The following is a 20,929-nucleotide window of genomic DNA, read 5'->3' as shown; positions in this document are numbered from 1 at the left end:
ACACAACTGCATCGCTGCGCCAAATTTAATTCTTCCCCATGCTTGGTAAAACGTTCTCCGCGGCGCGGTTTTAAGAAGCGCGAAATAAAACGACGCGAATTCCAACATAACGCTAATACAAGAACGCGGAGAAAATCACATGCTTGATATGCTCAATGAGCTCCTCTGGGGAAAGGTTCTGCTAGTGCTGCTAGTAGGCGTTGGCATCGGTTTTACCGTTGCTTCCCGCTTTGTGCAGTTTCGTTATTTCGGCCAAATGTTTCGCATCCTGGGGTCGGGGCAGGCCTTTAAGCGTAATAAACACGGCCACTTAAGTTCGTTTCAGGCACTTGTCCTATCAGTGGCAGGGCGCGTAGGTGGCGGTAATATTGCCGGCGTAGCGGTCGCGATTACGCTAGGTGGCCCAGGGGCTATTTTCTGGATGTGGCTGGTGGGCCTGATGGGTATGGCGACTAGCTTTTTAGAATGTACCCTCGCGCAGACCTACAAAGAAGCGGAAGGCGATGGCACTTATCGCGGTGGTCCGGCGTACTACATTGTTAAAGGGTTAGGTAAACAGTGGCGTTGGCTGGCAGCGTTTTACTCGGTGCTATTGCTGTTAACCTTTGGTTTTGCCTTTACCGCACTGCAATCTTATGCGGTAGCGACCTCGTTTGGCGACGCCTTTGGTGTGCCGGTGCTTTACAGTGGCATTGCCCTGGCCATGCTGGTAGGGCTGATTATTTTTGGTGGCATCAAACGTATTGCGCGCATCTCAGAGTTTCTGGTGCCTTTTATGGCGGTCAGCTATATCGCCATTGCGCTGCTGGTCATCGCCATGAACATTGGTGAAATTCCCGGCGTTATCACGCTAATCGTAAAAAGTGCTTTCGGCCTTGAACCGCTGATTGGTGGCGGTATTGGTGCGGCCATTATGATGGGTTTGAAGCGTGGTCTGTTTTCTAACGAAGCGGGTCTGGGCAGTGCGCCTAATGTGGCAGCGGTTGCTTACGTACCGCACCCGGCCAACCAAGGCATTGTGCAGGCGTTTTCGGTGTTTATCGATACCGTGATTATCTGCTCGGCCACGGCGTTTTTGATTCTGCTCAGCGGTGTGTACGACCCGACAGCTGGCGCTGGCGTTGAAGGGATCGCCCTGACCCAGGCGGCGCTAGCCGACCATGTAGGCGAATGGGGTCGCACCTTTGTTAGCCTCGCGCTGCTGCTGTTTGCGTTCAGTACTATTTTGTACAACTACTACCTAGGCGAGAACAGCCTCAACTTCTTTAGCCGCGATAACCAGAATCTGTTTAACGCTTTCCGTGTCGCCATTGTGTTGCTGGTGTGCTGGGGCGCGACCACAGATCTTGGCACTGTGTTCGGCTTTGCCGATGTCACCATGGGGCTATTGGCAGTGGTCAACCTGGTGGCGCTGATTCTGTTGTTCAAGTGCGGCCTACGTATTCTTAACGATTACGATAGCCAGCGCCGCCAGGGCATTAAACAGCCGATCTTCGATGCCAACCAGCACCCGGATCTTGAGCTAGACCCCAAGGCGTGGGAACTGGAGCCTGAAGAGGCCGAAGCGCTAAAACAGCGCCTGGCAAGTGCGCCTGCTAAGTAAGCCCTCACAGGCACTAACGCTATTCGATTAGGAGAGACTATGTCCCGCGTACTCATGCTCTACACCGGCGGTACCATCGGTATGCAACCATCGCCACACGGGTATGTGCCTTGCGCGGGGCTGGCCGATCGTTTAGCCGCACACTTGGCGCTGGCCGCCGACAGGTTGCCGTCGTTTGATGTGCTAGAAATGCAGCCGCTGATTGATAGCGCTGAGCTAATGCCCGACGCCTGGAACCGTTTAGTGGCACAGTTAGAAAGCCACTGGCAAGCATACGATGGGTTTGTGGTGCTACACGGTACCGACACCATGGCGTATAGCGCCGCTGCATTGTCGTTTATGCTCGGCGCGCTCAACAAGCCGGTGATCTTCACCGGCGCTCAAATTCCTTTGGGGGAGCCCCGTAGCGATGCACTGAATAATCTCGTCAGTGCACTGCAACTGGTGGCTCACTCCGCGACACCTTGTGAAGTGAGTCTGGTCTTTCACGATCGACTTCTGCGCGGTAATCGTGCGCGCAAGGTACGCACTCAGGGCTTAGATGCCTTTGACTCTCCCAATTTTCCTTGGCTTGCCGAGCTTGGCATTGCCATATCTTACCCTCAGCCTTCTGCGTTGCTGAGTGGACGGCCTGACTTTGCCCCCATTGAGGTGGATGATGAGGCGGTTGCGATATTGCCACTCTATCCTGGTATGTCGCTGCGCCGCGCCAAGGCGCTGCTGGCCGATGAACGCTTAAAAGGCTTGATTCTGCATAGCTACGGCGTGGGCAACCCGCCTAGTTTTGAAGGCGAGCTGTTAACGGCGTTAACGGCTGCAAATGAACGAGGGGTCGCACTGCTTAACGTGACTCAGTGCGCCCAAGGGGAAGTCGTACAGGGTGCCTACGCCACCGGCGCGGCGCTGAACCAAGCCGGTGTGATTGCGGGAGGCGATATCACCCTAGAAGCCGCCGTTGCAAAGCTCACGGTGCTGCTAGGTCGTGGGATGAGCGGCCCTGCACTGCGCAGGGCACTTAGCGGCTCACTACGAGGCGAGTGCAGCTAACATCTTACCCTCTAGTGCTTTTTAACCTTCCAAATTCGCCACGTTAAGATCGCGATAATAAGCGCACTCAGTGGCGCTATGACGGAAGCGGCAACATTGGGTTCGATATCGACACCTAGCGCTCTTAAGCTTTCCAGCCCCAGTTTCATTAAGCTGAAAATGTAGTAGCTGATGACGATGATCGAGAGACCTTCAACGGCCTTTTGGATTTTTAGCTGGCTGCTCGCGCGGGCATCTAAGCTCTGCAAAATTTTGTAGTTTTGCCTCTCGATTTCGACCTGGGTGCGGGTACGCAACAAGTCGTTTAAGCGTGTGGCGCTGGTGGCCAGCGTTTCTACGCGGCGATTCATGGCGTCGCAGTAGCGCACGGCCGGTTCAAATCGTCGCAAAATAAACATGCCAAGCCGAGGATAATTACCGATACGCTCCTCACGCAGCTCATTGATGCGTGCCAACACGATGCTGGCATAGGCATCGGTCGCGCTAAAGCGTTGGCGTGTTTGTACACCGCAGCGTTCGAGTTTTGCCGAGAGCAGTGTTAAGGCGTTGAGCAACGGTTCGGCAGGCGAGGTGTGCTGTTCGGCGTGTTGATGAGAGAGCGCAGACAGTTCCGTTTCATAGTGTTGTAGCTCACTGCTGAGTGCTTTGGCTTCCGGTAGCGCCAGCATCGCCATTATGCGGTAAGTCTCAATATCAAATAAGCGTCTCGCCATCCTGCCCAGTCGATAGCTATCCAGATTATCGTTAACCATTAGCAATCGGTTTCTTTGCTGATCATCCAGGTTGAAGTCGCTCCAAACCGTGGCATCTCCGCCGCCTACCTTTGAGCCCGCTGGCTGATCTAATCCATAGGCCTCCACGCTACCTGCCCATCGATTGGCCGTTTCCACGCGCAAGACGCTGGCACTGATTATTTTATCGGCAACATCCGCAAGTAAACGGGCTAAAAAAGTAGGTGGTGTTGGCCATATGCGAGGGTTGCTGTTGTTGTCGTGCTTAATGGTCAGCGTAAAAAATTCGGTGTGCCGCTCCCACTTTACTAAGCAACCCTGGCAACTGACTATTTGTTGCACCTGATCGGGCGTGACAGTGACCTCTGTCAGCTCTGCTAGGCGATTAAGCAACCTAGTAACGTCATCGCCTTCAAGCGTAAAAGCGTAGTGATGAAGACAAGCAGGCCCCTCAAAATAGATGGGAGGCCGCGCGTGAAGCTCGTTATGTAATGCCGTGTGTTGAGCATGCATGAAGCAAATTACCTGATCTATTGTTGTTACAAGTGTTGTAAAGAGTGTTGTTAAGAGCGTTGTGGCGAATGTTGTTACGAATAGCCAGCTTGATGGCTAACCTAGTTGCCAAGCGGCGTTAGCCAAAGAACCAGTAGCAGACGGCAATGGCAGTGATGATGCCCGCGGCGTCGGCGATGAGCGCGCAGCCCAGGCCATGGCGAATACGGGTAACGCCGACCGCGCCAAAATAGACCGCTAGCACGTAGAAGGTCGTTTCGGTGCTGCCTTGCAGGGTAGCGGCTAGCAGGCCAGGAAAGCTGTCGACACCGAAGGTGTTCATCGTCTCGATCATCATGGCCCGCGAGCCGCTACCAGAAAGGGGCTTTACAAAGGCGGTAGGCAGCGCATCGACGAAGCGAGTGTCCCAGCCAACCCCTTCCACTAACCAACGGATGCCACTTAGCCCTGCGTCCAGAACGCCGCTGGCACGCAGTACGCCAACCGCCACCAGCATGGCAATAAGATACGGCAGCAGGGTGACGGTAAAGCTGACACCTTCTTTTGCCCCTTCAATAAAGGCGTCATACACCCTGACACCACGCAGTGCGCCAACCACTAAAAACATCATGACAATAGTGAATAACGTTAGGTTACCCACCAGTGTTGAAGCAGCCGCCAATGCTTGGGCCGACATGCCTGCCAGCGTGGTAATTAATAACCCCAGGGCAAGCGCTGCAGCGACCAAATAAGCCAGCACCACGGGTTGCCAAAGTTTTAAGCGCTGTACGAGTGCAACCGCGAGTAGCCCTGCCAGGCTGGAGGCGCTGGTAGCCAGCAGAATCGGCAGAAAGACCAGGGTGGGCTCAGCCGCGCCTTGCTGAGCACGATAAATGAAGATCGTGACAGGTAGCAGCGTCAGTGATGATGTGTTGAGCACTAAAAACAGAATTTGTGCGTTGCTGGCGGTATCGCGGCTCGGGTTGAGACTCTGCAGCGATTGCATGGCTTTAATGCCAATCGGTGTGGCAGCGTTATCTAAGCCTAGAATGTTAGCCGCAAAGTTCATGCTAATTAGCCCCATGGCAGGGTGGCCCTGGGGCACTTCTGGCATTAGGCGGGAAAACAGTGGGTCAAGCACGCGGCCTAGTAAGCGAATCATGCCGGCCTTTTCGGCAATCGAAAGAAAGCCCAGCCAAAGCGTCATCGTGCCTAGTAGCACTAAAATAATATCCACGCTGACGCTTGCCATATCGAACAGCGACTGCACTAAGCGAGCAAAAACCTCGCTATCGCCACCAACTAACCACTGCCACAACGAGGCTGCAAACGCAGCAATGAAAAAGCTTAACCAAATTCCGTTTAGCATGGTGGGCAGGCATCCTGGGCAGTGAGGCAGTTGTATTTTTATAACGCTGCTTATCCTACCCAATGATTACCTGCAATCGCTAACCCGAAAGCGAAAGAAAAAACAGAATCAGTGGTGGAGAGAGTAGTGACAGGATAAATCCGCTGACCACGGCAATAGGGACACAGGCCACGCCGCCGTGCTGCTGGATCACCGGCAGGGTGAAGTCCATAGAGGTAGCGCCGCCATAGCCAATGGCTAGCGCGGCGTGGCGGTGGATAACGAGCGGAATCAGAATAAAGGCCAGCAGTTCGCGCGTAAGGTCGTTGAAAAACGCCACGCCGCCCATTAACGGGCCAAGTTGGTCGCCAATCAAAATAGCCGAAAGCGAATACCAGCCAAAGCCAGATGCCATGGCTAAGCCTTCATTCCAACTAAGCGAGAGAAGCGGGGCGGCTAACAAGCCAGCCAGCAGCGAGCTCAGCGCAAGGGTAACCGCGATGGCAAGCCCCAGGCGATTCAGCAAAATTTGTTTAAGTGGCATGCCGGAATTGCGTAGCTGGCAGCCAATCAGCATCAATAGTGCGTACAGCACCCACTCTGCCAGCCAGTCGGCGGTGGTAAACAGCGTTTCCCCAATCATCGGGCCAATTAGCAAACCAAATGCCACGCCAGCGGCCACCACACCTACCAACATGAGTGAACCCTGCATAGCCGCCAGTTTGCTAGTAGGGGCGTTCTTCACCACTGGTGAATTACCGGCTTTCAACGCCACTTGGCGTGATAGCCACCACAGTGCACCCAAGTTGAGCACGGTAGTAATGCTAAACAGCAGCAGCGCGTTACCGCCTAACCTTGAAAGCTGGCTGCCCAGGTTTTCAAGGCCCGCAAGACTTACCCCCATCAATAATAGAATCAAATAAACCGAGCCATTAACGGCTCGGTTGATGAGGTTCAGCAAGCGGGTAGAGCGAACGCGTACTAAGTAGCCTAACAAGAGAGGCAATAAAACAATCAGTAATCCAGAAAGCATTTAAGGTGCGTTTCCCCCTGCGGGGTTGAATTGAGTCATGGTGAGATACGTCTGACGACGCCCCTCTTTTCGATATTCTGCCGAGAGGATTAGTCCTGGCCAATCTGGGTGGAAGCTAATGTGTAGGTATCGGTCGGGCTTTTCTTTATCAATCAGCGTGACGCGTGTGGCTTCGAACTCACCGGCGGGAACGGTAATGGTGTTGGGCTCGTTGATATTCTGTTGATCGACATAGTACTGGAAGTGTTCGTCACGTCCGCGGTGATCAACAAACTCGATATCACAGGGAGTGCTTACCATGCAGCCTTCATGACCTGCTCGTCGGGAAAGGTCGAATAGAGCGGCCTGACGATCAAGCGAGCTAATATCACTTTCGTTGAGCTGGTAACTGTCGCCGACACCCAGTAGCGAATAACTGCTGTTATAGAGCAAAGAGCGAGTCGAGGTATCGTCTATCGAAAAGCGGCTACGCTCCTCACCTCGGGCAATCGCGACAGCAAAATTCATATTGCTTAGCCAGTGGAGCCCCTCATTGCTGAGCGTATGGGTAATGGTTGCGCCGGGCCAGCCGCGTATTTCTAAACGGTATTGGGCCTGGAAGGGGTGTGGGGCCTGCAGAGTTTGCTCACCTTGTGGAGTATCTGCTGTTGCTAAGCCGCACAGGGAAAACAGGCAAGCGCCCAACATTGCGCTCGCAGACTTAGGGTGTCTGATGCCTCTTGTAACATAACGCAAAGGCCCTTCCTCCTTCTCGAGTGTTTTCCTAAGAGCCTTTAGCTAGCGCTTGGTTCCCCGTGCAGTATAGCGTGCGTATGGCTAAGCGTCAGTAGCCTGCTGCTGGGCTAATCGTTGCTAACGATTCACCCGCTTCAAATGCCTTAATATACGCAATGACTTGATCAATGGCGTCATTAAGTGGTGTAGGCGCTGCCATATGAGGCGTTACTACCACGCTTGGATGCTGCCAAAGGGGGTGGCTGGTTGGAAGAGGCTCTTCACAGAAAACGTCTAGCAGGGCACCACGCAGATGTCCTGGCTTATTCGTTTCACCGAGCGCAGCGAGCAACGCCTGTTCATCGATTAGGCTGCCGCGACCGGGGTTAATAACACTGGCACCTTCGGGTAATTTCGCTAGCCGTTCGGCGTTAAGAATACCTTCCGTAGCCGCGGTATCTGGCAAAATAGTGACTAAGCTCTGCACTTGGCCAAGCAGTTCATCAAGCCCTTCATCGCCATGCAGGCAGCGTACGCCGCTAATCTGTTTAGGTGAACGGCTCCAGCCAAGTACGGGGAACCCTGCTTGCGACAAGTGAGTGGCTACGTAACTGCCGATTGCGCCAAGGCCTAATACTCCAACTGGCCACTGTGTTTTTTCAGGCACGGCTTGGGGCTTCCAAGTAGCGCTCTGCTGCTGAGTGGCGTAGCGATCCATGCTGCGGTAGAAGTGCAGTACGCCATATAGCACGTAATCAGCCATGAGTTCGCCCATGCCAGCATCACGTAATTTCACGATAGGAACATCGCTTGGAAGGCCGGGTGTTTTCAGTAAGTAATCAACACCCGCACCCAGGTTGATAATGCCTTTGAGCTGGTCTTGTTCCTGCAGTAAATGCTCAGGGGCTTTCCAAACGGCAAGGTAGTCGGCGTTTTTGCGTTCATCTTCAGGTGCGTCACTTGTCAATACAGTGGCCTGGGGCAACGCTTTTTCAAGTGCGGCTTGCCATTGGGCTGAATCATCAATATGGATGACTACTTTCATTTTTCCTCCTGACTACATGTTAACTATGGTTACGCTACCACGGCTTACCACAATTTTTGTCATAAAGGCTTTGACCGGCAACCAAGGGTCGGTGCTAGTATCGCCCTAAGACGACATTGGCAGGCCTACTGCGGGGGTGGCCAGGTCGATCCTGTGGCCCAGCGTGCCTAACTTACAATAGATAGCGCTGGTTCTTAGTGATCTTTGATGGCGAGTTGCCCGATGACTGAGGTTTCCCTGCCCTTCACACGTGAAGAGTACGCTAATCGGCTTTGGAAAGTGCGCGCAGAGATGGCGGGCCGTGGTATTGACGTTCTGATCGTCAGTGATCCTTCCAATATGGCGTGGTTGACTGGCTACGACGGCTGGTCATTTTATGTTCATCAATGCGTATTGGTGGGCCTTGAAGGCGAACCTGTATGGTTTGGCCGCCGTATGGATGCCAACGGCGCGCTGCGCACCTGCTGGATAGACCCCGATAATATTACCTACTATCCGGATTACTATGTTCAAAATCCGGATATGCATCCAATGGAGTATCTTGCCCAATCGATCATGCCCGACCGGGGCTGGCATACCGGTGTGGTGGGCATGGAGATGGATAACTACTACTTCTCTGCTAAAGCCTATCAAAGCCTTTTGCGTGAGCTTCCTCATGCGCGCTTTATGGATGCCAACGCACTTGTGAATTGGTGCCGAGCGATTAAGTCGCCGCAAGAAATAGCTTATATGCGTGTGGCGGCAAAAATTGTTGAAGGGATGCACACGCGCATTTTGGAGGTTATTGAGCCCGGGCTGCCCAAAAGTAAGCTGGTGTCGGAAATTTACCGCGTCGGCATCGAAGGATTTATTGACGAGAATGGCAAAGTGTTTGGCGGCGATTACCCCGCCATTGTGCCGATGTTGCCAACCGGTAAAGACGCTGCTGCGCCGCACCTTACTTGGGACGACACGCCATTTCGTAAAGGTGAAGGCACGTTCTTCGAAATTGCTGGTGTCTTCAAGCGCTACCATGCGCCTATGTCGCGCACCGTATTTTTAGGTACGCCGCCAACCGACTTTATTCGTGCTGAATCTGCTTTGTTGGAAGGCATTGAGAGTGGCTTGGCCGTGGCTAAGCCGGGCAATCGTACGGCGGATATTGCCATGGCGCTGGGTGCGGCGATGGATAAATACGGTTTTGACCGTGGCGGCGCGCGCTGTGGTTATCCGATTGGTATCTCGTACCCGCCGGACTGGGGCGAGCGCACGATGAGCTTGCGCCCCTCTGACGAAACTATTCTTCAGCCCGGAATGACATTTCACTTCATGCCTGGCCTCTGGGTAGAAGACTGGGGACTGGAAATTACCGAAAGCATTCTGATTACTGAAAATGGCTGTGAAACCCTGGCCAATTTTCCGCGCCAGCTGTTTGTTAAGTAGCTGTCTATACAATACAAGGGACATACAATGACGCTTCAACCGAACCAACTGCGGCCTAGCCCTATTTCCGCCACCGTTGATTTCGACGCCGATGGCGTACAGCACGGCTTTTTAAAACTGCCGATTTCCACCGATGAGTCTGCCTGGGGCGCGGTAATGATACCTATTACCGTGGTTAAAAATGGCGAAGGCCCCACGGCGTTATTAACGGGTGGGAATCATGGCGATGAATACGAAGGCATAACGTCGTTGTTGAAGCTTTCTTCCACGTTGAAAGCGGAAGAGGTGAGCGGGCGAGTCATTATCGTACCGTGTATGAACACGCCAGCAGTCATGGCTGGAAAGCGCACGTCGCCGATGGATAAAGGCAACTTGAATCGTAGTTTTCCAGGGGACCCAAACGGCACCGTAACGTCGCAAATCGCTGATTATTTTACCCGCGCGCTGGTTCCTATTAGCGATGTAGTGCTCGATTTGCACTCTGGTGGCCGTACGCTGGATATTTTGCCGTTCGGCGCTTCTCACGTTTTAGACGATAAGTCCCAACAGCAGGCGGCGTTGGAAGGCGCTAAAGCGTTCGGCGCTCCCTATGCGATGGTGATGTTTGAGCTAGATGCAGAAAAACTGTTCGATACGGCCTGTGAGCGCCAGGGCAAAGTGTTTGTGGCCACTGAGCTTGGCGGCGGCGGTACGTCCACGCCGCAAAGCATTGCGATTGCTGAGCGCGGTGTGCGCAATTTTTTGATCCATTACGGTTTGGTGCAAGGCACAGTAGAAATGCCCGAGGGTGGGCAAATGTACCTCGATATGCCAGATGCCAGCTGTTACGTGCAAAGCCAGCATTCTGGGGTGTTAGAGCTGCTAGTGGCGTTGGGTGATGAGGTGAAAAAAGGCCAAACCATTGCCTATGTTTACGATATGACCCGCAGCGGTACCGCTCCTGTGGCTTACAAAGCGGAACGTGACGGCATCTTAATGGCTCGCCGTGCGCCATCGTTAATCAATATGGGGGACACCCTGGCGGTGATTGCCGATGTTGTTGAACGCCTGGAGGCGTGACAACCCGCATGATGAAATTGGATCGTTATGATTTAAAAATTCTCGATATTCTCTCTCGGGATGGACGAATCACTAAGTCGAAGCTGGCGGAAGCCATCAACCTCTCGGTGAGTCCCTGCTGGGAGCGAGTTAAACGTCTGGAAAATGCGGGCGTTATCGAAGGATATACTGCGCGCATTAATGCCGATGTATTAGTGCCGCGCAACGCCGTATGGGTGCAGATCGAGCTCAAACAGCACAATGCTGAAAGCTTTTCCCGCTTTGAAGCATTAGTCATGCAAACGCCAGACGCCACAGAGTGCGTGGCGGTAGGTGGCGGTGTGGATTATCTGGTGAAGTTTGAAGTGTTTTCCATCGACAGTTATCAACGCTTGATCGATAGTTGGTTGGTCTCGGACGTGGGAATAGAGCGTTATTTCACCTATATCGTGACCAAATCGGTTAAGCGGACCGAACCAGGTATTGGATCAAACGACTTTTTGTAATGTTGGTCTATGTAAATCGATCTATCTAAATCGAATTTAACAATTTATCCAGGTATTTGATCAACGCTATTTCAGCGTTTCATTGGCTTAACATGAAAATTAATGCCACTCACCACTAGCTTAGTGAAAGACATCCATAGAAGTTAATTTGCTAAGCGGAAACAGTCAGATCGCCTGACGCAGAGAGAAGCTAATGTCATATTTCACCATTGCCGGTGTTCAAATGCATGCCCTGCACCATGGCGACAATACCGAGGCTATGCGCCATCAGATCGATGCGCTAATGAATCGTTTTCCTCAGGTTCAAATGGTGCTGTTCAGCGAATTAATGCCGATGGGAGCTTCACCGCTCCACGCTCAAACGTTGCCCAGCGATACCGAAGCATTTTTTTGCCAATTGGCTGCGCAACACCGCATCTGGTTAATTCCGGGATCAATGTTCGAGCAAGTCGGCGAGCATACTTACAATACCTTGGTAGTGATTAACCCTCTGGGCCAAGTTGTAACGCGTTATCGTAAGATGTTTCCGTTCCGACCTTACGAAGCTGGCGTCGAGGGCGGCAGTGAATTTGTGGTCTTCGATGTGCCAACGATAGGCCGCTTTGGCGTTTCTATTTGTTATGACATGTGGTTTCCCGAAACGACTCGTACCCTGGCTTCAATGGGGGCCGAAGTCATTCTCCACCCCACGATGACGGATACCATTGACCGAGATATTGAGCTGTCAATTGCCCGCACCAATGCGGCGATCAACCAGTGTTACTTCTTCGATATCAATGGCGCTGGCGCGTTGGGGAATGGCCGCTCTATCGTCGTTGGTCCCTCTGGCGACGTGATCCATCAAGCGGGTATTGGTGAAGAAGTCATACCCATCGAAATTGACCTCAACCGCGTCCGCCGCGAGCGCGAAACAGGGTTGCGCGGTTTGGGCCAGCCACTGAAAAGTTTCCGTGACCGTGAAGTCGATTTTTCGCTATACCGTAGCGAAAACGGATCTTCCCCTTTCCTTGACACCTTAGGACCACTTGCTAAACCTGTACGTACCGACCAAGACATTTTTTAGGAGCCTATGTGGCTTGACCCATCATCACAAGAAGAATGGATTTCGCGCCAAGCTGGATGATCAATTTAGGCGAATATCGCGATATTTAGCGAAACTCCTAGGCAGCACTAGTTCAACACGGCCTTCAGTACGTGTCATACAAGGAGCGAAAACAATGAATAAAATAACGTCCATTGCAGATGTCCGTAGATATTTTCTAAACAATAAAGAGCCGGTTTACTTTATTTCTGCGACGAACTTCAATCTTCTGGGTATCGGTGATTGGGTAGGTAGCTTCCGTCACATTAACTATATTGACTGCTTTGAAGGCAAGCAGCGCAATGTCTTCGTGCCTAAACAGAAGTTTCCCCGCGACTTCGAGAGCATTGAAGATATTAATAACTATCTGCTTGAGCACAAAGAAGTCATTGATTTCATTCAATCACGAGCCAATGGCGAAAGCGCTGGGGTGGCAGCGTTTTTAATGTTCGATGAGCACACCGAAGAAATTTGTGAGCAGTTGGGCCTGCGGGTTGCCTTCCCTCCCGCCGAACTGCGCAAGCGGATGGATAATAAAATTGAGACGGTGCGTATCGGCAATAAAGCGGGCGTGCCCAGCGTGCCCAACGTGCTGGCCAGGGTAGGCAGTTATCAGGAGCTTCTAGAGGTCAGCGAGTCGCTCGGTAACGATTTAGTGGTACAGACCGCGTTTGGCGATTCTGGTCATACCACCTTCTTTATTGCCAGTGAAGAAGACTATTACAAGCATGCTGAAGAGATCGAAGCCGAACCCGAGGTCAAGATCATGAAGCGCATCAACTGTCGCGGCTCGGCGATAGAAGCTTGTGCCACGCGTTGCGGTACGGTCGTTGGCCCGTTGATGACAGAGCTTGTAGGCTTCAAGTCCTTGACTCCTTATAAGGGCGGTTGGTGTGGCAACGAAATGTTCGCCGGCGCCTTTAGTCAGGAAGTGCGTGATTTAGCGCGCGAGTACACCTTTAAGTTTGGTGAGGCACTGCGCGAAGAGGGTTATCGAGGCTATTTTGAACTCGATTTCCTGATTGATATGGATACCCATGAAGTGTATCTGGGTGAACTTAACCCCCGTGTGACAGGAGCAAGCTCTCTGACGAATGTGGCGGCTTTTGCTCATTCTGATATTCCACTGTTCCTGTTTCACCTGCTTGAATTTTCGGATGTCGATTTTGACCTGGACATCAATGATATCAATGAGCGTTGGGCGCACCCTGAAAGTGTCGACAGCTGGAGCCAGCTGGTTATCAAGCATACCGATGAAAGCGTTGACCTGTTAACGGAAGCGCCTACTACCGGCGTATGGCGCATGAATGCTCAGGGCGAAATTGCTTATGATCATTATAGCTATCACCCCCACGCGGCAGAGAACGAGCATGAAGCCTTTTTTCTGCGCATTAGTGGCGCAGGAGACTTCCGGTATGAAGGGGCCGACCTGGGTATTTTGATCACCCGGGGGCGGCTAATGGATGATGACTTCCAACTGAATGAGCGTGCCAAGGCTTGGATAGACGGCATCCGTGGTCAGTACACCGGACAGGCGTTGCAAGACCCAGTGGTGGAGGAAGTTGCCGTCAGCCATGCTATCGGCGGTGGCAACTTCAAAATTCTTTAATCATGGACAGCAACTTTGTTGCAGGCCGAGCGCCTGGTGTGGAGCTGGACAAAGCCTTGACGTTTCGCACCGTGCATGAAGAGGTGGCGGGGCCAAAATGGCAGTCGTTGTTCCATTACCACTGGCCTGCCTATGAGCCCTGGTATCTGGCCGAAGGTGAGCGTGAGCGTCCCTCTTATCTGGAGTGTCATAACGCCTTACGCAAGCACATGCCCGAATTGCTGGCGACTTACCGCACGCTGTGTGAAGTAGCCGGTGGAGGGGATCTTTCGTCACGGCTACTGAGTTTGTATCGTCCGCCGCCGTATATTACCGGTTGCTCACAGGCGGTACTAGCAAGGCCGACGTCAACTGTGCTGGCACGCAACTATGATTACCCACCGGAGTTGTGCGAGGGCTCCATTCTCTACACCCGCTGGAATCAACGCCGTGTTATCGCCATGTCTGATTGCCTGTGGGGCGTGCTAGACGGGATGAACGATTCTGGGCTTGCTGTTTCTCTGGCCTTTGGTGGGCGCAAGGTGGTGGGGGATGGCTTTGGTGCGCCGGTTATTCTTCGCTACATTCTCGAATTTTGCGATACCGTGCCCGAAGCTGCTGCGGTACTTGCGAGAGTGCCTACCCATATGGCCTACAACATTACCGTGGCAGATGCTTCAGGGCGTTATGTCACGGCGATGATTGCACCGGATCGCCGCGCCAGCATTCGGCGGGTGGCGGTGGCTACCAATCATCAAAAGAAAATCGAATGGTATGCCCATGCGCTGGCCTCCGAAACCTTGATTCGCGAGCGTCAGCTCTCGATTCTGGTGGACGATGACGCCACCACTGAAGAGCGACTAATTTCGGCTTTTTCCGCTCCCCCTTTGTTTCGCCATGACTATCGGCGTGGCCTGGGCACAGTGTATACCGCGGTATATCGCACCAAGGAAAGGCTTACCCAGTTTCGCTGGCCCGGTAGAGTATTAGATTTGAACTTCGATGTGTTTCCAGAAGAGCAAATTACCGTGCGCTATGGCTCCCGCGGGCTGTCCGGCTGATTTAGTACTGTTGCTGAGGCAAGTGTCTTGTCCAGATAAATACCTAAAAAGGATGGGTGTCGTCATGCAAGAGAATAATCCAACCGAAACTTCCTACACCGCCCTGGGTTTTTATCACAAAATTTCCCAACTTCGTGCTGATACCTGGAATGAGCTTAAACGTGATTTGGGTATTTTGACGCGCCTTAAAGAAGAGGATCGCGCCAAAAACTTGATTAAAGCTATCGACATCAAGTTGACACGCTTAGAGATTATTGAGGACTACCACGCATTTCCATCTAAAGAGGATTTTCGCCACCTTTGGACGCTATTTAATCGCGGTGAATATGCGCTGTTAGATAAAGTCGTTAAGCGTTTGGTAAGGGCGTTGATCAGTGAGTCCTATCGTCGACGGCATGTAGATCTTTCTGAGACGGATGCGGGTGCTGAAGACATGGAGGCTTTGGACGCCCTTAATCAACTTCGCCGCGGACACCCGGCTTCCAATAGCTCGGCGCAACCTTACTTTGAACTGCTGATCGTAGATAATCTTTCTAATCAGGAAGAAGATGTGGTGCGTGAAGCATTTCATAACATGCGCCGACCTGAAGATCGCTTTGTTTACGATGTTGTAACGGTAAAAAGCTTTGAAGATGCGTTGATTGCCATATTGGTGAATCCTAATATACAAGCATGTCTGATTCGCTACGAGTTTCCGTATAAGTCCAAGTATAACCTCAGTGCTTTGCGTAATTATCTGGAAGGTCTCTCAGAAAATGAGTTGGAGCACCATAGCGAAGCTGATCGCAGTATCCTGCTGAGTTCGATGATTCATGAGTTGCGCCCGGAAATTGATCAATTTCTGGTGACGAGTGGTGATGTTGAAGCTACGGCAAGTCGAGATATTAAGCACTTCAACCGTATCTTCTACCGCGAAACGGATTACATCGAGCAGCATCATACGATTCTACGCGCCATTGATAATCGCTATCGCACACCGTTTTTTGATGCTCTGCGTGAATACAGTAGGAAGCCCACAGGGGTGTTTCATGCCATGCCCATTTCCAGGGGCAAGTCGGTGACTCGATCCCACTGGGCAGGGCACATGATCGACTTCTACGGCATTAATATTTTTCTGGCAGAAACATCCGCAACATCGGGGGGGCTAGACTCGCTGTTGCAACCGTTTGGGCCAATCAAAAAGGCGCAAGAGTACGCTGCCCGCGCCTTTGGAGCTCGTCGTAGCTTCTTTGTGACTAATGGTACGTCCACTGCCAATAAGATTGTGGTGCAGGCGCTGATTAAGCCGCGAGACATTGTGTTGATCGATCGTGACTGTCACAAGTCGCATCATTACGGCATGGTGCTAGCTGGGGCACATGTCAGTTATTTAGACTCCTATCCGCTTGATGATTATTCCATGTACGGTGCGGTGCCGCTGCATGAAATCAAGAAAACGCTGCTGTCCTACAAGCGTTCCGGACAATTGCACAAAGTTAAGATGTTGTTGCTGACCAACTGCACCTTCGATGGCATCGTCTATAACGTGCGCCGAGTGATGGAAGAGTGCTTAGCGATTAAACCAGATCTGGTTTTTCTTTGGGATGAAGCATGGTTTGCCTTCGCTGGTTTTAACCCGACGTATCGGCCACGTACCGCTATGAACACGGCACGTACGTTGCGGGATCGTTACCGCAGTGAGAGTTATCGGGAAGAGTATGCGGCTTGGAAAGCCGAGTTCGATAAGCTCGATCCAGAAGATGACGCTACATGGCTTGACCAGCGACTGATGCCCGACCCAGACGAGGTACGCATTCGCACCTATGCAACCCATTCAACCCATAAAACGCTGACCTCGTTACGCCAAGGCTCCATGATTCACGTGTGGGATCAGGATTTTCGCCAGAAAGTGGAGGCTTCTTTCCATGAAGCCTACATGACTCATACCTCTACCTCGCCTAATTATCAGATTGTGGCATCGCTGGATGTGGGAAGAATGCAGGCGGAAATGGAAGGTTTCGAACTGGTACATGCCCAGGTAGAGACAGCGCTTTCGCTTCGCGAACAGCTCTACACCCACCCATTACTGCAGAAATATTTCCGCGTATTAAAAAATAGCGACATGGTGCCTGAAGCCTACCGCGAGTCGGGTGTAGAGTCCTATTACGACCCGGTGACAGGGTGGAATAAGATGGAGGAAGCCTGGGCGCGAGACGAGTTTGTGGTTGATCCTACCCGTGTCACGATTGCCATCGGTAATACGGGCGTTGACGGCGATACCTTTAAGAATGAATACCTGATGAATAAGTACGGGGTTCAGATCAACAAGACATCTCGCAACACCGTACTGTTTATGACCAATATCGGCACGACACGGGGCTCTATTGCCTACTTGTTGGATGTGCTGATCAAGTTGGCGAAAGAGTTCGAATATCGCTTGGAAGACAGTAGCCGCCCTGAGCGCAAAATCATCGAGAATCAGGTGCATTCGCTGAATCATGATTTGCCGCCACTACCTGACTTCAGTCGTTTCCATGACGCCTTCCGGCCGAATCCTGATACGCCCCAGGGGGATGTTCGTTGTGCTTACTTTCTGAGTTACGACGAAGAGAATACTGAGTACTTACGCTTCGATAATGGCAAGTTGCAGTCGCAAATGCGTGCTGGACGCGATGTTGTATCGGCAAGTTTTGTCATCCCTTATCCGCCAGGATTTCCGGTATTAGTGCCAGGGCAGGTCATCAGCGAAGAAATTTTAGCCTTTCTGCAGGCGCTGGATGTCACTGAGATCCATGGCTATCGGCCGGAGTTAGGGCTAGTGGTGTTTACTGAGGAGGCTCTGATTAACCCCGCCGCAGGTTAAATGCAGCAGATTAAATAGAGGCGCTGCCAAAAAAAATCACTATAAAGCATGCTTTCACAAAAAAAGCGCCGGAATTATCCGGCGCTTTCAAAAACACTTCGTGTGGTATCTCCCTTACGCTAGACACACTGAAACAGCCCATCGAAACGTTGGGCTGTAGATCGATTTTTTAGCAACATTTTCTGTGCAACGGTTTGTCGCCAGCGATTGGCTTCACCGTCACTGGCTGCAACCTGGGGAGGTGCCCATGACCACACTATCGACCACGCTCACTAAGCGCTTGGAAGATCCGCGTCTGTTCCGTCAGTACGCCTACGTAGACGGTAAATGGACCCATGGTGACGGCGGCCGCGAAGAAGCGGTGTATGACCCGGCGACCAATGAAGCCATTGGCCACATTCCCTTGCTGGAAGCTGAGCAAATTACCGCTGCCGTAGATGCTGCTGAAACTGCCTTTGTACAGTGGCGTGCCCTACGCGCTGACGAGCGCTGCGAGCGCTTGCTGGCTTGGTATGATTTGATTCAAGCCAATCGTGAAGACTTGGCCACCATCATGACGCTGGAGCAGGGCAAGCCGCTGCCGGATGCCCGTGGCGAAGTAGAGTACGGTGCCAGTTTCGTGCGTTGGTTCGCTGAAGAGGGGAAACGCACCTACGGTGAAACCATTCCCAGCCATATTCCCAATGCATCACTGGGCACCATTAAAGAGCCGGTAGGCATTGCGGCGATGATTACGCCGTGGAACTTCCCGCTGGCCATGATTACCCGCAAGGCTGCAGCGGCGTTGGCCGCTGGATGTCCGGTGATCATCAAGCCTGCCAATGAAACGCCGTTCTCGGCGCTGGCGCTGGCGGAGCTTGCCGAGCGGGCAGGTATTCCGGAAGGTATTTTTAACGTCGTGCTGGGTGATCCTGCAGAAGTCTCTAAAATTTTGTGCAGCGAGCCGCGTATCCGAGCGCTCTCTTTCACGGGTTCCACCCGTGTTGGCCGCTTGTTGATTGAACAGAGCGCAAATACGGTTAAACGGCTATCGCTGGAATTAGGTGGCAACGCGCCGTTTATCGTTGGTCCGGATATGGATCCCAAAGAGGCAGCTTATGCTGCGGTCTCGGCCAAGTTTCAAACGGCCGGGCAAGATTGCCTAGCCGCTAACCGCATTTTGGTTCACGAATCTATCCACGATGAGTTCGTTGAGCAATTTACCGAGCGCATGGCGGCACTTACCGTGGGTAACGGTTTGCATGGAGAGGTTGATTTGGGCCCGCTGATTCATCGCCAGGCAGTCGAAAAAGCAGCATCGATTGTTGATGATGCGATTTCCAAAGGTGCCACGATGATTGCTGGTGACCAGAGCCAAGCACCGGGCGATAACTTCTTTATGCCAGTGCTGTTGACCAACGTAACACCGCAAATGAAAGTCTGGCGTGAAGAGAACTTTGCCCCGGTGGCCGGCATTACCGCTTATAGTACCGATGACGAAGTTATTGAAATGGCCAATGACACCGAATACGGCTTAGCGGCCTATATCTACACCCATGATATTCGCCGCATCTGGAAGTTAATGCGGGCGTTGGAGTACGGCATGGTTAGCGTCAACTCCGTGAAAATGACTGGCCCACCGGTACCTTTTGGTGGCGTGAAACAGTCCGGCCTTGGCCGTGAAGGCGGCGCTACCGGTATCGATGAGTATTTAGAAACGAAGTACTACTGCCTTGGGGCATTAGGTTCAGTATCGGGAAGTTGATATTTAATCGGTTTTATTAATTTAAGCATCCTCCCCACACGGTGGGGAGGGACTGTATAGAGAGAACGTTATGAGCTTGCATCAGGATCTGATCGAACGCGACCGTAAAGTCACTTTTCACGCCTCTACGCACCTGCGCGACTTCGCCCACGGCGATTTGCCGGGTCGTGTTATCACTGGCGGTAAAGGTATTAATATCGTAGATAAAGATGGCCGTGAGTTTATCGACGGCTTTGCGGGCCTTTACTGCGTCAATATCGGCTATGGCCGCACTGAAGTTGCTGAAGCGATCTATAAGCAAGCGCTAGAGCTTTCTTATTACCACACCTATGTAGGCCACTCGAACGAGCCGCAGATTGAGCTTTCTGAGCGTATTCTGAAAATCGCTGGCATGAACATGTCCAAGGTGTATTACGGCATGTCAGGCTCTGATGCGAATGAAACACAGCTCAAAATAGTGCGTTACTACAACAACGTGCTGGGGCGCCCGCAGAAGAAAAAAGTGATCTCGCGTATGCGTGGTTACCACGGTTCCGGCATCGCCTCTGGTTCACTAACCGGTCTTAAAGCGTTCCACGACCATTTTGACCTGCCAATCGACACCATTCGCCACACTGAAGCGCCGCACTACTATCTGCGCGCGGCAGAACAGCACGGTATGACAGAACTTGAGTTTTCTGCCTACTGTGCCGAGAAATTAGAGGCAATGATTCTGGAAGAAGGCCCCGACACCGTCGCAGCATTTATCGGTGAGCCGGTGCTGGGTACCGGTGGTATCGTACCGCCGCCAGAAGGCTATTGGGATGCGATTCAAGCAGTGCTGAACAAGTATGACGTGCTATTGATAGCCGACGAAGTCGTGTGTGGCTTTGGCCGTACCGGCTCGGACTTCGGTAGCCACCACTACAACATGAAGCCTGATTTGGTCACCATTGCTAAAGGGCTAACCAGCGCGTACCAGCCGCTTTCTGGCGTGATTGTTGGCGACAAAGTATGGAAAGTGCTTGAGCAGGGTACTGGCGAGTTTGGTCCTATCGGTCATGGCTGGACCTATTCAGGTCACGCACTAGGCTGTGCCGCTGGCCTTGCCAATTTGGATATTATCGAGCGCGAAAACCTAGTGGGTAACTCTGCTGAAACTGGCGGCTACTTCCAGCAGCAGCTCAAGGCCACCTTTGAAGGTCACCCGTTGCTTGGAGACGTACGCGGTGTTGGCCTAATGGCCGCTCTAGAGTTCTCACCAGACGCCAAACAGCGCCTGCATTTCGACCCGGCGTTGAAAGTTGGCCCGCGTGTTGCAGCAGCGGCAATGGAAGAAAACCTGATCGCCCGTGCGATGCCTCAAGGCGATATTCTAGGCTTTGCGCCGCCACTGACTATTAACCGTGATGAAGTTGACGAAATGATTGGTCGCGCCAAACGCGCCATTGATCGCGTGACGGATGAGCTGGTGCGTTCCGGTGATCTTAAAACCGGTGAGCAAGAAGCCGCCTTTACGATTTAATAGCGCTTAACGCTCCCCAAACGCCGCTGCCTATCGCAGCGGCGTTTTTGTTTTTGAACAGGGCAGCTATGCTAAATGCATGAGATCACTTATCTCCCACCATTATCCGACCCATCAGGCTAGGAGTTAT

The 20,929-nt window shown here is 52.3% G+C and carries 16 protein-coding genes; 11 read left to right on the top strand and 5 right to left on the bottom strand.

Features of this window, described 5'->3' with window-relative positions:
- Positions 1-139 precede the first annotated feature (139 nt).
- Positions 140-1,603 (top strand): alanine/glycine:cation symporter family protein, encoded by a 1,464-nt coding sequence (locus tag CEK60_RS14745; protein WP_089039674.1) that lies wholly within the window; start codon positions 140-142, stop codon positions 1,601-1,603.
- Between the two features lie 39 nt (positions 1,604-1,642).
- Positions 1,643-2,650, top strand: a complete 1,008-nt coding sequence (locus CEK60_RS14740) for a type I asparaginase (RefSeq protein WP_089039673.1) — start codon at positions 1,643-1,645, stop codon at positions 2,648-2,650.
- An 11-nt stretch (positions 2,651-2,661) separates the two neighbouring features.
- On the opposite strand, the gene CEK60_RS14735 is transcribed toward CEK60_RS14740, so the two are convergent.
- From CEK60_RS14735 to CEK60_RS14715, 5 genes are all read right to left on the bottom strand, one after another.
- Positions 2,662-3,894 (bottom strand): DUF3422 domain-containing protein, encoded by a 1,233-nt coding sequence (locus CEK60_RS14735; protein ID WP_089039672.1) that lies wholly within the window; start codon positions 3,892-3,894, stop codon positions 2,662-2,664.
- Between the two features lie 118 nt (positions 3,895-4,012).
- The gene (locus tag CEK60_RS14730) at positions 4,013-5,242 is read right to left on the bottom strand and encodes a nucleoside recognition domain-containing protein (RefSeq protein ID WP_089039671.1); all 1,230 of its coding nucleotides are present in this window, start codon (positions 5,240-5,242) and stop codon (positions 4,013-4,015) included.
- A gap of 79 nt (positions 5,243-5,321) precedes the next feature.
- Positions 5,322-6,254: a lysine exporter LysO family protein gene (locus CEK60_RS14725; protein WP_089039670.1), complete on the bottom strand. Its 933-nt coding sequence runs from the start codon at positions 6,252-6,254 to the stop codon at positions 5,322-5,324.
- Positions 6,255-6,989: a hypothetical protein gene (locus CEK60_RS14720; RefSeq protein ID WP_089039669.1), complete on the bottom strand. Its 735-nt coding sequence runs from the start codon at positions 6,987-6,989 to the stop codon at positions 6,255-6,257.
- An 88-nt stretch (positions 6,990-7,077) separates the two neighbouring features.
- Positions 7,078-8,013, bottom strand: a complete 936-nt coding sequence (locus CEK60_RS14715) for a 2-hydroxyacid dehydrogenase (protein ID WP_089039668.1) — start codon at positions 8,011-8,013, stop codon at positions 7,078-7,080.
- 222 nt (positions 8,014-8,235) lie between these two features.
- Between CEK60_RS14715 and doeA the strand changes: the two genes are divergently transcribed.
- From doeA to CEK60_RS14670, 9 genes are all read left to right on the top strand, one after another.
- Positions 8,236-9,435, top strand: coding sequence for an ectoine hydrolase DoeA (doeA, locus tag CEK60_RS14710; protein WP_089039667.1), 1,200 nt, complete (start codon positions 8,236-8,238; stop codon positions 9,433-9,435).
- A gap of 27 nt (positions 9,436-9,462) precedes the next feature.
- Positions 9,463-10,494, top strand: coding sequence for a N(2)-acetyl-L-2,4-diaminobutanoate deacetylase DoeB (gene doeB / locus CEK60_RS14705; protein ID WP_089039666.1), 1,032 nt, complete (start codon positions 9,463-9,465; stop codon positions 10,492-10,494).
- Positions 10,495-10,502: 8 nt separating this feature from the next.
- A complete protein-coding gene (locus CEK60_RS14700; protein WP_089039665.1) occupies positions 10,503-10,979 on the top strand; it encodes an Lrp/AsnC family transcriptional regulator in 477 nt (158 codons plus the stop codon).
- Positions 10,980-11,172: 193 nt separating this feature from the next.
- Positions 11,173-12,042 (top strand): carbon-nitrogen hydrolase family protein, encoded by an 870-nt coding sequence (locus CEK60_RS14695; protein WP_089039664.1) that lies wholly within the window; start codon positions 11,173-11,175, stop codon positions 12,040-12,042.
- 154 nt (positions 12,043-12,196) lie between these two features.
- Positions 12,197-13,669, top strand: coding sequence for a biotin carboxylase (locus tag CEK60_RS14690; protein ID WP_089039663.1), 1,473 nt, complete (start codon positions 12,197-12,199; stop codon positions 13,667-13,669).
- A gap of 56 nt (positions 13,670-13,725) precedes the next feature.
- Positions 13,726-14,709: a C45 family autoproteolytic acyltransferase/hydolase gene (locus CEK60_RS14685; RefSeq protein WP_232471389.1), complete on the top strand. Its 984-nt coding sequence runs from the start codon at positions 13,726-13,728 to the stop codon at positions 14,707-14,709.
- A 64-nt stretch (positions 14,710-14,773) separates the two neighbouring features.
- Positions 14,774-17,551: an aminotransferase class I/II-fold pyridoxal phosphate-dependent enzyme gene (locus CEK60_RS14680; protein ID WP_089039661.1), complete on the top strand. Its 2,778-nt coding sequence runs from the start codon at positions 14,774-14,776 to the stop codon at positions 17,549-17,551.
- A 247-nt stretch (positions 17,552-17,798) separates the two neighbouring features.
- Positions 17,799-19,295, top strand: coding sequence for an NAD-dependent succinate-semialdehyde dehydrogenase (locus CEK60_RS14675; protein WP_038477754.1), 1,497 nt, complete (start codon positions 17,799-17,801; stop codon positions 19,293-19,295).
- A 70-nt stretch (positions 19,296-19,365) separates the two neighbouring features.
- Entirely contained in the window at positions 19,366-20,799 is a 1,434-nt protein-coding gene (locus CEK60_RS14670; protein WP_089039660.1) for an aspartate aminotransferase family protein, read from the top strand.
- Positions 20,800-20,929: the final 130 nt, after the last annotated feature.

The sequence above is a fragment of the Halomonas sp. N3-2A genome, from assembly GCF_002216165.1.
Taxonomy (GTDB): domain Bacteria; phylum Pseudomonadota; class Gammaproteobacteria; order Pseudomonadales; family Halomonadaceae; genus Vreelandella.
Note: the sequence above shows the minus strand (reverse complement) of the source record. Positions and strands in the feature narration are given on the sequence as shown.

Excerpts from the sequence above, each read along its gene's own strand:
- doeA (WP_089039667.1), top strand. The coding sequence starts at position 8,236 with ATGACTGAGGTTTCCCTGCCCTTCACACGTGAAGAGTACGCTAATCGG.
- CEK60_RS14675 (WP_038477754.1), top strand. The coding sequence starts at position 17,799 with ATGACCACACTATCGACCACGCTCACTAAGCGCTTGGAAGATCCGCGT.
- doeB (WP_089039666.1), top strand. The coding sequence starts at position 9,463 with ATGACGCTTCAACCGAACCAACTGCGGCCTAGCCCTATTTCCGCCACC.
- CEK60_RS14670 (WP_089039660.1), top strand. The coding sequence starts at position 19,366 with ATGAGCTTGCATCAGGATCTGATCGAACGCGACCGTAAAGTCACTTTT.
- CEK60_RS14725 (WP_089039670.1), bottom strand. The coding sequence starts at position 6,254 with ATGCTTTCTGGATTACTGATTGTTTTATTGCCTCTCTTGTTAGGCTAC.
- CEK60_RS14690 (WP_089039663.1), top strand. The coding sequence starts at position 12,197 with ATGAATAAAATAACGTCCATTGCAGATGTCCGTAGATATTTTCTAAAC.
- CEK60_RS14715 (WP_089039668.1), bottom strand. The coding sequence starts at position 8,013 with ATGAAAGTAGTCATCCATATTGATGATTCAGCCCAATGGCAAGCCGCA.
- CEK60_RS14745 (WP_089039674.1), top strand. The coding sequence starts at position 140 with ATGCTTGATATGCTCAATGAGCTCCTCTGGGGAAAGGTTCTGCTAGTG.
- CEK60_RS14730 (WP_089039671.1), bottom strand. The coding sequence starts at position 5,242 with ATGCTAAACGGAATTTGGTTAAGCTTTTTCATTGCTGCGTTTGCAGCC.
- CEK60_RS14735 (WP_089039672.1), bottom strand. The coding sequence starts at position 3,894 with ATGCATGCTCAACACACGGCATTACATAACGAGCTTCACGCGCGGCCT.
- CEK60_RS14740 (WP_089039673.1), top strand. The coding sequence starts at position 1,643 with ATGTCCCGCGTACTCATGCTCTACACCGGCGGTACCATCGGTATGCAA.
- CEK60_RS14680 (WP_089039661.1), top strand. The coding sequence starts at position 14,774 with ATGCAAGAGAATAATCCAACCGAAACTTCCTACACCGCCCTGGGTTTT.
- CEK60_RS14695 (WP_089039664.1), top strand. The coding sequence starts at position 11,173 with ATGTCATATTTCACCATTGCCGGTGTTCAAATGCATGCCCTGCACCAT.
- CEK60_RS14700 (WP_089039665.1), top strand. The coding sequence starts at position 10,503 with ATGATGAAATTGGATCGTTATGATTTAAAAATTCTCGATATTCTCTCT.